Annotated in this window: 14 protein-coding genes; 7 read left to right on the top strand and 7 right to left on the bottom strand. The window is 68.4% G+C overall.

Annotated features, from left to right (window positions below; all coding sequences use genetic code 11):
• Positions 1-106: 106 nt before the first annotated feature.
• The 3 genes from ACWGSK_RS22315 to ACWGSK_RS22325 form a co-directional block, all read right to left on the bottom strand.
• Positions 107-361 carry a hypothetical protein gene (locus ACWGSK_RS22315; protein ID WP_452456629.1) on the bottom strand — a complete coding sequence of 85 codons (255 nt, stop codon included), beginning with the start codon at positions 359-361 and terminating at the stop codon, positions 107-109.
• A 157-nt stretch (positions 362-518) separates the two neighbouring features.
• Positions 519-1,175, bottom strand: a complete 657-nt coding sequence (locus ACWGSK_RS22320; protein ID WP_358504472.1) for a TetR/AcrR family transcriptional regulator — start codon at positions 1,173-1,175, stop codon at positions 519-521.
• A gap of 170 nt (positions 1,176-1,345) precedes the next feature.
• A complete protein-coding gene (locus tag ACWGSK_RS22325) occupies positions 1,346-2,035 on the bottom strand; it encodes a biliverdin-producing heme oxygenase (protein WP_358504469.1) in 690 nt (229 codons plus the stop codon).
• Between the two features lie 342 nt (positions 2,036-2,377).
• Here ACWGSK_RS22325 and ACWGSK_RS22330 point away from each other — a divergent pair, with 342 nt between their 5' ends.
• The 5 genes from ACWGSK_RS22330 to ACWGSK_RS22350 all read left to right on the top strand — a co-directional run bounded on the left by ACWGSK_RS22330 (position 2,378) and on the right by ACWGSK_RS22350 (position 7,687).
• A complete protein-coding gene (locus ACWGSK_RS22330; protein ID WP_358504566.1) occupies positions 2,378-3,637 on the top strand; it encodes a PP2C family protein-serine/threonine phosphatase in 1,260 nt (419 codons plus the stop codon).
• Between the two features lie 146 nt (positions 3,638-3,783).
• Positions 3,784-5,625 (top strand): ATP-binding protein, encoded by a 1,842-nt coding sequence (locus ACWGSK_RS22335; RefSeq protein WP_452456709.1) that lies wholly within the window; start codon positions 3,784-3,786, stop codon positions 5,623-5,625.
• Between the two features lie 24 nt (positions 5,626-5,649).
• Positions 5,650-6,084 (top strand): response regulator, encoded by a 435-nt coding sequence (locus ACWGSK_RS22340; RefSeq protein ID WP_026117172.1) that lies wholly within the window; start codon positions 5,650-5,652, stop codon positions 6,082-6,084.
• Positions 6,085-6,177: 93 nt separating this feature from the next.
• The gene (locus ACWGSK_RS22345) at positions 6,178-6,705 is read left to right on the top strand and encodes a low molecular weight protein-tyrosine-phosphatase (RefSeq protein WP_452456630.1); all 528 of its coding nucleotides are present in this window, start codon (positions 6,178-6,180) and stop codon (positions 6,703-6,705) included.
• 4 nt (positions 6,706-6,709) lie between these two features.
• On the top strand, positions 6,710-7,687 hold the full coding sequence (locus tag ACWGSK_RS22350; protein WP_452456631.1) for a fructosamine kinase family protein: 978 nt from the start codon (positions 6,710-6,712) through the stop codon (positions 7,685-7,687).
• Positions 7,688-7,693: 6 nt separating this feature from the next.
• Here ACWGSK_RS22350 and ACWGSK_RS22355 read toward each other — a convergent pair whose 3' ends face one another.
• From ACWGSK_RS22355 to ACWGSK_RS22365, 3 genes are all read right to left on the bottom strand, one after another.
• On the bottom strand, positions 7,694-8,659 hold the full coding sequence (locus ACWGSK_RS22355) for a carbohydrate ABC transporter permease (RefSeq protein ID WP_452456632.1): 966 nt from the start codon (positions 8,657-8,659) through the stop codon (positions 7,694-7,696).
• Positions 8,656-9,633 carry a carbohydrate ABC transporter permease gene (locus ACWGSK_RS22360; RefSeq protein WP_358504460.1) on the bottom strand — a complete coding sequence of 326 codons (978 nt, stop codon included), beginning with the start codon at positions 9,631-9,633 and terminating at the stop codon, positions 8,656-8,658. Before ACWGSK_RS22360 ends, ACWGSK_RS22355 begins: the two co-directional genes overlap by 4 nt.
• A gap of 78 nt (positions 9,634-9,711) precedes the next feature.
• Positions 9,712-11,055, bottom strand: coding sequence for an ABC transporter substrate-binding protein (locus tag ACWGSK_RS22365; RefSeq protein WP_358504457.1), 1,344 nt, complete (start codon positions 11,053-11,055; stop codon positions 9,712-9,714).
• Positions 11,056-11,279: 224 nt separating this feature from the next.
• Between ACWGSK_RS22365 and ACWGSK_RS22370 the strand changes: the two genes are divergently transcribed.
• Positions 11,280-12,386, top strand: coding sequence for a Gfo/Idh/MocA family oxidoreductase (locus ACWGSK_RS22370; RefSeq protein WP_452456633.1), 1,107 nt, complete (start codon positions 11,280-11,282; stop codon positions 12,384-12,386).
• An 11-nt stretch (positions 12,387-12,397) separates the two neighbouring features.
• On the opposite strand, the gene ACWGSK_RS22375 is transcribed toward ACWGSK_RS22370, so the two are convergent.
• Positions 12,398-13,012: a TetR/AcrR family transcriptional regulator gene (locus ACWGSK_RS22375; RefSeq protein ID WP_452456634.1), complete on the bottom strand. Its 615-nt coding sequence runs from the start codon at positions 13,010-13,012 to the stop codon at positions 12,398-12,400.
• Between the two features lie 315 nt (positions 13,013-13,327).
• On the opposite strand from ACWGSK_RS22375, the gene ACWGSK_RS22380 reads away from it, so the two are divergent.
• The gene (locus ACWGSK_RS22380; protein WP_452456635.1) at positions 13,328-14,137 is read left to right on the top strand and encodes an AfsA-related hotdog domain-containing protein; all 810 of its coding nucleotides are present in this window, start codon (positions 13,328-13,330) and stop codon (positions 14,135-14,137) included.
• Positions 14,138-14,144: the final 7 nt, after the last annotated feature.

The following is a 14,144-nucleotide window of genomic DNA, read 5'->3' on the forward strand; positions in this document are numbered from 1 at the left end:
AAGGCCGAAGAAGGAGTCAGCCTGGGTTTGGCTGTCGACTGATGAGAACGCAGTGAAGGTGCCGCTGGGGCGTCGCACAGCAGGGTATGTATTCGCGGAACATGCCCTAGAGCCCGGACAGGGCCAGAAAGAACGCGATGATGAGCGTGCTGCCGCCGATGGCGGTGAACACGGCACGTCCGTTCTCGGTGAGTCGTGCGTCGGCCAGGCGCAGCCGGGGTGGCGCGGTGGTGCGCTGGGCGGTGGCGACCCCGCCACCGGTGCGGGGCGCGGCCGGGCGCTCGGCGACAAGACGCGGAAACTTGTTGAACAGGGCCACCGACACCAGCATGGCGCCGAGAGCGATCAGTACGAGGGACACGGCTGAGAGGCCTCACGGGGGTCGAGGGCGGACGGGGACGGCCCGGGGAGACGGGCTGAATCCTCTCGTTCCCCGGGCGTCACGTCTTCATGCCGTTCCACACCGGCCACACATGGCCATCGCGGATTAGGAGCGGACCCTTATCGCCGAGGGTGTTTCAGTTGCTACCCAGAGTGGTGTTCGAGGGTTTTTCCGGCAGGATCGTGTCGACGGTTTCGGTCGCCACACCGAGGGCGCGGAGCACGAACCTGGTCACCAGGGAGTGGGTCTCCTCCAGGCCGACCTCACCGCTCACCAGGGGCAGACGCCGTGATCCCACCATGGAGAGGGTGAGGGAGGCGACACGTTCGCACGGCATGCGGTCGAACTCCCCGGAGGTGGTCCCCTCCTCCAGGATCTCGGTGAGCAGTCGTTGCATCGGGGCCACGTGCGCGGCCAGCGCCTGGTAGGCGTCCGGTCCGAGGCTGGCGCCGAGTTCGGCGGCGGGCGGGTGCGGATGCGCGACGATGCCCTCCAGTTGGAGGCGCACGAAGGCCGACAGACGACGCGCGGCCGACACCCCCGAGGGGAGCTCGCGCTTGTACCGTTCCATGAACGCCGCGCTGACCTGCTCGGTGAAGGCGAGCAGGAGCGCGGGCTTGTCCGGGAAGTAGTTGTACAGCGCGGTGCGGGTGATGCCCGCGGCGTTGGCCACGTCGGTCATGGAGACGCGGTCGATCCCCTGGGACCTGATCAGTTCGTCGACGGCGTCCATGATGCTCTCCCGTGTGCGGGCACGGTGAGCGGCGATGGTCGGAGCCGTGATCTTGGGCATGGCCCTATGGTGCCACGTTGCGCGGGCCCGGACGCTCCCTCGTGGACCACGGGGGTCGCCCGTTCGGGCGCCCGAAGGAAAGAGGACCGTCGGCCGTCAGGCCGTCCGTTGGGGGTGGTGGCGGGCGACGGGTGGGACGAGGCGCCGGTGGTGGCGCTGGGGAACACCGCTCAGACGTGCCGGCGGCCCAGGTCCGCGAGGACCTCCGTGTTGAGTTGGTAGGCCAGGCGGGTCTCCTGGACCAGGAAGGCGGCGGCGCCCTCGTCCAGGGGCAGGGCGTCCAGGCGTTCGCGGTACCCGGTACGGAACTTGGGCAGGCTGCCCAGGGAACCGAAGTCGTAGAAGGCCACGCCGGCTCCGTCGGAGAACCCGTAGGCCTTGGCGGCGATCCGGCGGATGAACTGTCCGCCGGAGACGTCGCCCATGTAGCGCGTGTAGTGGTGGGCGACGAACCCCTCGGGGTGGTCGGCCATCTGCTCGATGCGCGCCACGTAGGTACGGGTGGCCGGACTCGGAGAGACGCGGTCCGCCCAATCGGCGCCGAGCAGCCGCTCCAGGTCGGCCTCCAGCGCCGGGACGCGCTCCAGTTCCGGGTAGTGGAAGCGGCCGGCGATCGGGTCGTCGGTCAGTGCGCGTCCCACCCGCTCCAGGGCGAGGTAGGCGAAGTAGTGCTGGGCGACCATGGCGGTGTAGCCGTCGAGGGAGAGTTCGCCCTCCAAGAGCGCCTTGGTGAAGCCGTGGTGCTCCGCCGCGGCGTGGTCGCTCCAGGTGGCGGCCTTGAGGCGCTCGGAGAACGACGGGGTGTCGGTGGCCTGGGTGGGGCCGGTGTTCGAAGCGGGGGCCGGGGCCGTGATGCTCATCGACACTCTCCCTCTTTCCATTGGGCGCGTTTATGACATGATGTCATTTAGGTATCCGCGCCTGTCAAGAAGAATACGACACTCTGTCGTGAAAATATGGACGAAGGGCCCGCTCCGGGTGTTCTGAGTCACAGGCGTGACCGGGGTTCTTCGGCCGAGTCATATGTCTCTCGTCTCCTCGCCTGGTCAAGTGGTCGGTGGGGCGTTTATCGTTTGGGTGTCGTGCGGTCCGAACCGCGCGGGGGCGAGGCGCCCACCCCGGGTCGGTGGCGTGCCGGCGCGTCCCACGGACCGTGAACCATGAGGCGATGAGTGGATACCAGGAGAACAGGGCACGATCCCATCGAGGTGATCGGTGACGGAGCGGCCGAGGCCGCACGAGGCGCTACCGGGGACGGCGGCGCCTCCCTGGTCGACGACACCATCCTGACCGACCGGGTGGAGGCTACCGTCGAATCGGTTGACGTCCTGCTGATCGAAGACGACCCCGGCGACGCGTTTCTCGCCGAGGAACTCCTCGCGGACACAGTGCTCACCACCCGCATCACCTGGGTGTCCACCCTCAAGGCCGCCCGTGAGCACCTCAAGGGCTTCCGCGGCTGCGTCCTGTTGGACCTCAACCTTCCCGACGCGCAGGGGCTCGACCTGCTGCGCGAGGTCCTCGACGGCGCACCCGCCGCCGCCGTCGTCGTCTTCACCGGACTCGACGACGAGCACGAGGGCATCGCCGCGGTCTCCGCCGGCGCCCAGGACTACCTGGTCAAGGGCCAGGTCGACGGGTCCCTACTCGCACGCAGCCTGCGCTACTCACTGGAGCGGCGCCGCGCCGACGAGAACGCCCGCCAGCTGCGCGAGGCCCGACTGAGCGCACGCGAGAACATGCGTCTGGAACGCGGTCTGCTGCCCCAGGTCCTGCTGGAGCGCTCGCCCCTGAGCCACCGTGCCTACTACCGGCCCGGCCGCAAGCGCGCCCTGGTCGGCGGCGACTTCTACGACGCCGTGGAGAAGGACGGCACCACGCACGTCATCATCGGCGACGTCAGCGGGCACGGGCCCGACGAGGCCGCACTCGGCGTCAGCCTGCGCATCGCCTGGCGCGCCTTCGTGATGAGCGGTGTCCCCGAGGAGCTGATCCTGCCCAACCTCGAACGGCTCCTGGTCAGCGAGCGCGCGCAGGAGGAGATGTACGCGACGCTGTGCATGGCCAGCCTCGACACCGGTAGCGAGCGCGCCCGCATCCGCAGCCTGGGTCACCCTCCGCCGCTGCTCGTCGTCGACCACGTCGCCGAGGAGATCCAGGCCCCGCCACAGCCGCCGCTGGGTGTCTTCCCCGTCGACCAGGAGGAGTCCACCGAGATCCTCCTGCCACGCGGGACCAGCCTGCTGTTCTACACCGACGGCCTGGTCGACGCCTACGACGGCGGGCCGCCCATGCGCCTGGAGGTCGCCGGTCTGCGCAACCTGGTCAACGGGGTGCTGAGCCAGGGCGTGGCCCTGAACAACCTGCCCGAACACCTCGTGGACGAGGCGGAGCGCAGTAACGGTGGACCGCTCCAGGACGACGTGGCGATGTTGCTCATCAGCCACGGAGAACCCGCTTGAGCCCCACCGGGGAGGAAGACCGCACCATGGACACCGATCCCTCGACCGGCTCCGAGAACGGTGGGGAGGAGGGGCCCGGGCGGGAACGGGACGAGCACGTGTCCACCGCGACCTCCTCGCCCGCCATCGGCGCACTGACCCGGGACATGTATCCCGCCCGCCACTCCTGGAGTCTGCGCCGTCGGGTCACCAGCCTGCTGACGGTCGTCGCCGTCGTCCTGGTGGTGGCCGTGTCGGTGATCACCCTCGCCGCCTTCCAGGCCCGCGACTCCCTGACCCTTCAGGTGGAGTCGCTCACCCCCGGGCTGAGCACCGTCGAGCAGACCCGATCGGCCTACCTCAGCCAGGACCACGCCCTGCGGGGCTACATCCTCACCGGGGACCGGGACTTCCTCCAGCCCTACACCGAGCAGCGCATGTCGCTGGCCGAGTACCGCAACGCCCTCAGCATGCTGGCCGAGGAGAACGAGGACGTCGCGCCCAAGGTCGAGGAGCTCATCGAGGCCGGTGACGTGTGGAGCGAGGACTTCGCCGAACCGGTTTCGGAGAAGGTGCGCGCGGGCGAGGCGCCCACGCAGGAGGACCTCCAGCGCGGACGCGTCCTCTTCCTGGAACTCAACCGGGCCGCCGACGCCACCACCAACCACCTGGAGAACGAGATCGCCGAGGCCCAGAGCGGCCTCACCCTGGCCACCCAGCAGGTCGTGGCGCTGCTCGTGCTCGTCGGCCTGGTCGTGGTGTTCATGTCGGTGTTCCTGTGGGTGATGCTCCAGCAATGGGTGCTGCGTCCCATGGAGGACCTGGCCGGGCACATGCGTCAGGTGTCCGAGGGTTACTACGCCCACCGCATCGTCCTGCACGGGCCGCCGGAGATCGTTCAGCTCGGCCACGACGTGGACGCCATGCGCGAACGCATCGTGCAGGACCTGGACGAGGTCGCCTCCGCCCGACGCAAGCTCCAGGAGCAGTCCAGTCTCCTGGAACACCAGACCGAGGAACTGCGCCGGTCCAACCTGGAGTTGGAGCAGTTCGCCTATGTCGCCTCGCACGACCTCCAGGAACCGTTGCGCAAGGTGGCCAGTTTCTGCCAACTCCTCCAGCGCCGCTACCACGGTCAGCTGGACGAGCGCGCCGACTCCTACATCGACTTCGCGGTCGAGGGCGCCAAGCGCATGCAGACCCTCATCAACGACCTGTTGGCCTTCTCCCGGGTGGGGCGCACCAAGAACTTCGCGACCGTGGACCTGAACACGGCCCTGGAGGACGCCCTCAGCAGTCTGGAGAGGAGCCTGGAGGACACGGACGCCGTCGTCACCGGCGATCCGTTGCCCAGTGTCCAGGGCGATCGCACCCTGCTCACCCAGGTCTTCTTCAACCTCGTGGGCAACGCGATCAAGTTCCGCGGCGATGAGGCGCCCGAGGTACGCCTGGAGGTGGAACGCGAGGGCGACGAATGGGTGTTCTCCTGCTCCGACAACGGCATCGGCATCGAACCCCAGTACGCCGAACGCATCTTCGTCATCTTCCAGCGCCTGCACACGCGGGACAAGTACACCGGTACCGGGATCGGCCTGGCCATGTGCAAGAAGATCATCGAGTTCCACGGTGGTCGTATGTGGTTGGACACGAGTTCGGTGAACGTGCACAATCCCGAGGGGTCCGAAACCACGGACGAGGCGGACTCCGACCGGACCGGAACCCGCATATGCTGGACTCTGCCCGTCGACACCGAGGCGGAGGCCGAGCAGGTCACCGCGTCGGAGACCGACGAGGGAACCGAACCGGCCACCGAGGCCGTTAACGGCGTCGAGGGCATCGAGGCCGTCGAGTCCGCCCCCGCGGACGAGGCGCCGACCACCACACGAGAGTCCGGTGTCACCGAGTCGGAGACCGAACCCCCGGTCGACGAACCGGAGGGGGACGGTCCCCCGCCCTCAGAGGACACCGGCGGTACGGCACCGCCCGGTCACCGGTCGGGGCCCGTATAGGGGTCTGGAAGCTTGAGCGAGGTCATGTTGGTGCATCCCATCGAGGTGCTGCTGGTCGAGGACGATCCCGGTGACGTCCTGATGACCAAGGAGGCGTTCGAGGAACACAAGTTGGGCAATCGCCTGCACGTGGTCTCGGACGGCGTCGAGGCGCTCCGCTTCCTGCGTCGTGAGGGCGAGTTCGCCGACGCGCCGCGCCCCCACCTGATCCTCCTCGACCTCAACCTGCCCCGAAAGGACGGTCGGGAGGTCCTGGAGGAGGTCAAGAGCGACGACGACCTGGCCCACATCCCCGTGGTCGTGCTCACCACCTCCGAGGCCGAGGAGGACGTGCTGCGCAGCTACCGCCTGCACGCCAACGCCTACGTGCCCAAACCGGTGGACTTCGAACAGTTCATCCGCGTGGTGCGGCAGATCGACGACTTCTTCGTGACCGTGGTGCGCCTGCCGAAGAGCTGACGGGAGCCGAAGCGGCGGGGAAATCGGCGGTGGGGCGCACACGCACCGTGCCAGAACGGGTGGGCGCGGCGGATCTTCGTTACGGTAAGAGACATGAGTCTGCCGGAACCGCGTGACCCCGCCGGTCCCTACCGCGTCAGCGTGGTGTGCCTGGGAAACATCTGCCGATCGCCGATGGCGGAGAAGGTGCTCACCGCGGACCTCGAACGTGCCGGGACGAGCGACCTCGTGCGGGTCGACAGCTCCGGCACGGGCGATTGGCACGTGGGCGGTGGGATGGATCCCCGCGCCGCGTCCACCCTGCGCGTGCACGGGTACCTGACCGACCACACCGCCCGCCAGTTCAGGTCCTCCGACCTGGCCGACCGGGACCTGATCCTGGTCATGGACCTGGACAACTTCGACGACCTGCGCCGGGTCGTGGACGAGCGGGGAGAGGAGTTCGGGTTCGACATCTCCCGGCTCCGACTGTTCCGCTCCTTCGCCCCGGGCGTCGGGCCCAACCCCGAGGTGCCCGACCCCTACTACGGGGGAGACGACGGCTTCACCGCGGTCCTGAACATGGTGGAGGCCGCCGCCAAGGGCCTGACCAACGAACTCGTCACCCGGTTGCGGGACTGAGACGGTGGAGGGCGAGCCGATCGCGCACCTGCGCGGCACCGGGGGAAGAGGCCCCGGCGCCGGAGGACACGGGCCGGACGGGCCGCGGGGACCACAGGGCCCCCGCCGCGACCCGTTGACCGGCACGCTCGCCGACCGGATCTCGGCGCTGCTGGGCCGAGAGGTGCGACGCGCCGCCAAGGCGGGCACCAGCCACGACTGGACCCTGTCCTACGCGGAGTTGGGTGACGGAACCCGCCTGTTCGTCAAGTCCCTGACGCGAGGTTCGCCCGCCATGGGCGTGCTGACCGCCGAGGCCCGCGGCCTGGAGTGGCTGGGACGATGCTTCGGCTCCCCGGTGATCACTCCGCAGGGGTGGGACGAACACCTGTTGGTGCTGCCATGGGTGGCGGAGGACGAGCCCTCGCCGGGCGCCGCCGAACGGCTCGGCCGTCAGCTCGCGGGTACCCACCTGACCGGCGCGGACGCGTTCGGCGCGCAATGGCCCGGTTTCATCGGACCGCTGCCGCTCGACAACACCCCGAGCCACGACTGGCCCACCTTCTACGCCGAACAGCGGCTGCGCCCCTACCTGCGTCAGGCCCGGGACCAGGGCTCGCTCACCCCGGGAGACGCCCGTGAGGTGGAGCGGGTCGTGGACGCGGTGGCGCGGTTGGCGGGCGAGGTCGAACCGCCCGCGCGCGTCCACGGCGACCTGTGGAACGGCAACGTGCTCTGGCGCGAACGGGACGCGGTGCTCATCGACCCGGCCGCGCACGGCGGTCACCGTGAGGCCGATCTGGCCATGCTGTCCCTGTTCGGATTGCCCTACCTGGACCGGGTGCGGGACGCCTACAACGAGGTGGCGCCGCTGTCCGCCGGGTGGCGCGGCAGGGTGGCGCTGCACCAGTTGCACCCTTTGCTGGTGCACCTGTGCCTGTTCGGCGCCGCCTACCGCACCACCACGCTGGAGGCCGCCCGCACGGCTCTGCGCGCGGGCTGAGACCCCTCAGCCCTTGACGCTGCCGGCGAGCAGACCCCGCACGAAGTACCGCTGGAGCAGGAAGAACACCAGCAGCGGGATCACCATGGACACGAACGCGCCCGCGGTGAGCCGGTGCCAGGCCTCTCCTCGGGTTCCGGCCAGTTCGGCCAGCCGTACCGTCAAGGGCGCGGTGGAGATGTCGCCACCGGTGAAGATCAGCGCCACCAGAAGGTCGTTCCACACCCACAGGAACTGGAAGATGCCCAGGGACACCAGGGCGGGCGCGATCAGCGGCAGCACGATCCGGGCGAAGATCCTGCCGTGCCCGGCGCCGTCCACACGCGCCGCCTCGAAGAGCGACTTCGGCAGCTGCGAGATGAAGTTGTGCAGCAGGAAGATGCCCAGCGGCAGGCCGAAGATGGTGTGCGCCACCCACACGTTGGTGAAGTCCATGGCCCCGCCCAGTTCCCAGGCGGGCAGCACCCGCACCCCGGCGATGGTCACGCCCTGGGAGAAGAAGCGCAGCAACGGCACCAGGGACATCTGCAACGGGACGATCTGGAGCGCGAAGATGCCCAGGAACAGCCAGTCCCTGCCTCGGAAGTCGATCCACGCCAGCGCGTACGCCGCCAAGGCCGCCACGCCCAGCACGAAGATCGTGGCCGGCAGGGTGATGGCGAGCGAGTTGACGAAGTAGGACGCCAGGCGACCGTCACCGGCACTGCCGAACAGCACGTCCCGATAGTTGTCGAGGGTGATCCTCGGGTCGGCGAAGAACGTCCACCAGCCGGTGGTGCGAATCTGCTCGGCCGGGCGGAACGACGAGACGAACAGCCCCGCGGTCGGCAGTGTCCACACCACCGCGATGACCAGGGCGATCAGGCTCGCCGCGCCGCCGCTCAACCGTCGGCGTACTCGGGCGGCGGCGCCGGCGCGCACGTCCGGGACGGTGTGGGCGGTCTCCCCGCCCGTGGGGGTCGGGCGGCTCACAGCTGCTCCCTCGTCTTGCGCGTACGCCGGATCTGCGTTATGACCAGCGGGATGACCAGGACGAACAGGATCACGGCCAGGGCCGAGCCCTGACCGACCTGCCCCTGTTGGAAGGCCTGGCTGTACATCTCGTTGGCGATCACGCTGGTGCCGTAGTTGCCGGCGGTCATGGTGCGGACGATGTCGAAGACCTTCAGGGTCTGCACAGTGATGGTGATGATGACGACCAGCAGCGTCGGCCACACCGAGGGGAGGGTGATCCGGGTGAACAGTTGCCAGGGGCCGGCCCCGTCGATCCGGGCGGCCTCCACGATCTCGGCGGGGATGGCCTTGATCGCCGCGGACATCACCACCATCGCGAACCCGGCCTGGACCCAGATGAGCACCATGATGAGCAGGAAGGTGTTGAGGGGTTGGTCGAGCAGCCACAGTCTGGGTTCACCGCCGAACCAGACCACGATCTGGTTGAACAGGCCGTACTGTTCCTGGTCGGCCGGGCGATAGGCGAAGACGAACCGCCAGATGATGCCGGCGCCCACGAACGAGATCGCCATGGGCATGAACACCAGCGACTTGGCGATCGACTCGAATCGGGACCTGTCGATGAGCACCGCGTACAGCAGCCCGATCGCCGTGGCCAGGACCGGTGCGAACAGCACCCACAGCAGGGTGTTGCGCAGAACCAGGAGGATCTCCGGGCGCTGGAACATCCACAGGTAGTTGGCGAGACCGACGAACTCGGTGCCCGTGCGGTCGAAGAAGGACAGCCAGGTGGTGCGCAGGACAGGGTAGACCAGCCCGCCGACCAACAGGATCAGTGCGGGGGCGAGGAAGAGGAAGGCCTGCCAACGGTCCCGGCGGGTACGGGGGACGTCGATGAGGATCAGCATCAGGCCGATGACCGCGAGGAACGCGACGATCCCGATGAGCATCCACACGAGCTTGGGCAGCTCGGACAGGAGCGAGAACTCCATGGGTGGTTCCTTGGGAGGGGTGGCCGGGGCGAAGGCGCGCGTGTGCGCACGCTCCGCCCCGGCGGGCCGGGGGCCGGGTTACCAGGCGGATTCGACGGTTTCGAGGACGTCCTCGGTGTCGGAGCCGGTCACCCAGTCGATCATCGCGGTCCAGAAGACGTCGGTGCCGATGGAGGAGGGCATGGTGTCGCTGGCGTCGAAGTGGAAGACGGTGTCGGGGTCGCTCAGGACCTCGGCGGTGAACTGATCGGTCGGGTCGGGCAGCTGCGACCGGTCCAGGTCCTGGTGGGCGGAGACCCACGAACCGAGGGAGGCGCGCTTGTCGGCGAACTCGACGGAGGACAGGTACTCGTGCATGGCGGTGACCTCGGGGCGGTCGTCGTAGGCCACGGTGAACTCACCACCGCCCATGATCGGCACCTCGCCGTCGGCCTCCATGCCCGGGAGCACGAAGCCGTAGACGTCGCCGTCCTCGCCGATGTTCACGTCCTCCTCGAACTGGGCGGCGTAGAAGGAGCCCATGAGGTACATGGCGCAGCCACCGTCGAGCAGGGGCAGGCCGGCCTCCTGGAAGGAGGTGACGGCGATACTGTCCACGCCGCCGAACGGGCCGTTGACGAAGTCCTCGTTGCGCAGGACGCCCTCGGCCAGGTCGAAGGCCTCGACGACCTCGGGGGAGTCGAAGGCGACGTCGTTGGAGATCCAGTCGTGGTAGACGTCGGTGCCCGAGGTGCGCAGCAGCGTGTTCTCGATCCAGTCGGTGCCGGGCCAGCCGGTGCCGTCACCGGATTCGAAACCGGCGCACCAGGGCTTTGTCCCGTCGGCGGCGATCTCCTCGCTGAGCGCGATCATGTCGTCCCAGGTCTGGGGGACCTCGTAGCCGTTCTCGTCGAAGAAGGCGGGGGAGTACCAGACCATGGACTTCATGTTGGCGCCGAGCGGAGAACCGTAGAGCTCGTCGTCGACGGTGGCGTAGCCCTGCCAGTCCTCGCTCCAACCGGCCTCGATGTTCTCGCGGACGCCGTCGGCGACCGGAACCGCGTGGCCGTCCTCGACGGAGCGCTCCAGGAGGCCGGGCTGTGGGATGAAGGCCAGGTCGGGAGCGTTGCCGCCGTCCAGACGGATGGGCAACTGGGCCTCGAACTCACCGCTGCCCTCGTACTGGACGGTGATCCCGGCGCAGGCGGCGAAGTCGGCCCAGGACTCTTCCAGCCGCTCGCCCTCCTCGTCACGGATGGAGGCGTAGACGGAGACGGTGCCACCGGTGTCCTCCCACCGTTCGTAGGGGGAGCAGTCGATGTCGGAGGTGTCGGCGGTGCCGCCGCCACCTCCACTGAGGTAGTCACAGCCGGAGACCAACAGGACGAGGGCCCCCGTGGCCGCGGCCACGGGGAGCAGGGGGCGGTAGCCGCTTCTGGGCAAGGGGGGCTCCTTCGGCACGTACTCACGCTGTACGGCGCTTGTGATCCGGGTCATGCGTGTACCGATGTAAGTAGGATTTCGACCCGATGTCCAGACTTCGCGCAAAATCTTGCGTAACAATCCGAAATCTTGCGTTGGTTTGTTGTGTGCAGGGGGTTCATCGTTCTGACCTGCCTGTGGCGGGCGGGTCGGAGGAGGACCGGCGGGAAAAGTACATTGGTGGCATGGTCGACGCACCCACCAGCCCCGGTCAGGGCATCCCCGAGCACGACGGACCCGAACTGCACGTCGCCCTCATCGGCTACGGCAAGGGCGGGGAGGTCTTCCACGCGCCCCTCATCGACGCCGTCCCCGGCCTGCGGCTGTCCGCCGTGGTCACCGGGTCGCCCGCCCGGCAGGCCGCCGCGCGCGAACGCTATCCCGACGTGGCCGTGTATCCCTCCGTCGAGGAGCTGTGGGCCGACGCCGGACGCTACGAGATCGCCGTCGTGAGCACCCCCAACGAGACCCACGCCCCGCTGGCCCGAGCGGCCTTGGAGGCCGGGCTCGCGGTGGTCGTGGACAAACCGTTCGCGCTCACCGCCAAGGAGGCCCGCGAACTCACCGACCTGGCCACCGACCTCGACCAGGTGCTCACCGTCTACCAGAACCGCCGCTGGGACGCCGACTTCCTCACCCTGTGGGGGATCGTCGAGGAGGGATCCCTGGGCGGGATCCACCGGTTCGAGTCCCGATTCGAGCGCTGGCGACCCGAGCCCAAGGGGACGTGGCGGGAGAGCGGAAGCGTGGAGCACGGTGCCGGCCTGCTGTACGACCTGGGCCCGCACCTGATCGACCAGGCCGTCAACCTGTTCGGCCCGGTCACCTCGGTCTACGCCGAGGTGGACGCCCTGCGGGACGGGGCGCGCGCCGACGACGACGTGTTCCTCGCGCTGGAACACACCCGTGGCACCCGATCCCACCTGTGGATGAGCGCCCTGAGCGCGCGGAACGGCCCCCGATTCCGGGTGCTGGGCGATCGAGGCGGCTACACCTCCTACGGCATGGACGGACAGGAAGCGCGTCTGGTCGCGGGGGAGAACCCCACGGCCCCCGACTGGGGCGTTCTGCCCGAGGGCGAGTGGGGCACGCTCGGCGTCGACGGGGAGTCGCGGCCGGTACCCGGCGAACGAGGCGCCTACCAGGAGTTCTACGTCGGGGTGCGCGACGCGGTCGGCGAGGGCGAACCACTGCCGGTGGACCCGCACGAGGTGATCCATGGACTGGAGGTCATCGAGGCGGCCCGCCACAGTGCCCGGACCCGAACGGTGGTGGAGTTGCCCAAGGGCTGACTCCGTGGTGTTCAGGGCATGTGCTCTTCGGGGGGCGTTCCTCCGGTGTCCTGAGCGGACTCGATCGCGGAGTGGACGAAGGAGGCCAGGAAATCGGTTAATTCCTCCCGTGCCTCCGGAGTGTGCGGGTCACGGCCCAGGACCATCCGGGACAGTTGCTGAACGATGTTCGGCCAGGCCGCCACGCCGATGAGGGTGAGCAGTAGCAGCCGTGTGCGCTGGGAGGGCTCCTCGCCCATGGCCTCGGCGAGGTCGCCGGCCTTGCCGGTGTAGAAGGCCGCGCGCTCGTCCTCGCCGGGTAGGGTGCGGTCTCCGTAGTGCAGGGACTCCCACAGCAGCAGCCGCAGCAGGTCGGGGTGGTCGCGGTGGAACTCGTGGACCCGCCGTACGTACTCGGAGGGCTCGGTGCCTTGGAGCTCCACGGCTGTGGAGAGTTCGTCCAGCGCGTTGGTGACGACGTGTTGGAAGAGCCGTTCCTTGTCACCGAAGTAGGCGTAGAGGCGCTGTTTGTTGACGCCCGCGCGCTCGGCGATCCGATCCACCCGTGCGCCGGCGATCCCGTGGTCCGCGAACTCCCGCCGTGCGGCGTCCAGGAGAAGCGTGCGCGTGACCTCGGTTCGTCTCATGTTCTCAGGGTAGCCGGGCACCAACCAGTTGGTTTCTCAAGGTGGCGCGTCCCTCGGATACGCGTGTCGCAGGTCACGTGTCCGGATCCGGACGGTGGGCGGCGTCTTTTCGCGTTGACAACCAACTAGTTGGTTTTGCATGCTGGCACAGCGCTTCCGAAGAGGACACCGACCGCGGTGGGGCCTCGCTCCCCCGGAGGGAACCGGCAAGCCCCTGAAACACACGGACACTCGCCCTTGGCCCGGCGATCCGATCACTCATGGACCAGTGCATCCAGGTTCGACACACGGATCAGTCAGTGGAAAGGCGTGAACATGTTCGAGCAGCCCGAAACCGCCCTCTGTATCGTCGGCGACCGCTTCGCGGGGTTCGCCGCACAAGAACAGGTCCGCACCCTGCGTGCCTTCACGAAGGCGGTACGCGACGGAGAATACGACGACCTCGCTCACCCACTCGTCATTTTGGCGGGTCAAGGAATCGGTGAGTACGAGTGGGAGTACGTACACGCCGTGCTCCGGGCCAGAGGAGTGTGGGAACGAGTCCTCTTCCAGGATCGGGTCCCCGACATCGTGGGCCGTGGCGAGGCGCACAAGTGCCGTGTCGAGAACGTCCTGGTCGCCGACCTCGTCCGGGTCGACGAGGACGAGTACCGGGCCTCTCTACGCTTGCACGCGGACAACGAGCTCCTCCTGGACCACCAGACCGGCCAGCACGTCCAAGGCATGGTGGCCGTCGAAGCCGTACGCCAGATGTTCCTGGCCGTCACCGAGCGCTACCACGCCTCCAGCCACCCTCACCGGTACTACTACTTCGTCATCGACTCGCTGGCCACCACCTTCGAGAACTTTCTGTTCCCCCTGGACGCGAGCATTCACTACCGGGTCCACCGATCCGACCTCGAAGACCCCGGACGCCTCGGGTTCGGTGTCACCGTCGACATCGAACAAGGTGGCCGACGTTCCTCCCGATCCGAGGTCGAGTTCACGGCCTTCGCCTCGGAGACGCTCCACGAGATCGAACACCGCCGCGCGGGACGCGCCCTCCACCATTACCTCGCCGATTCCGGGAGGGGCGACTGGGATGTCTACGCGGAACCGGCCGGGCTGGTCGAGGCCAAGGGGTGATGGCCAC

The organism is Nocardiopsis sp. NPDC055551 (assembly GCF_053619415.1).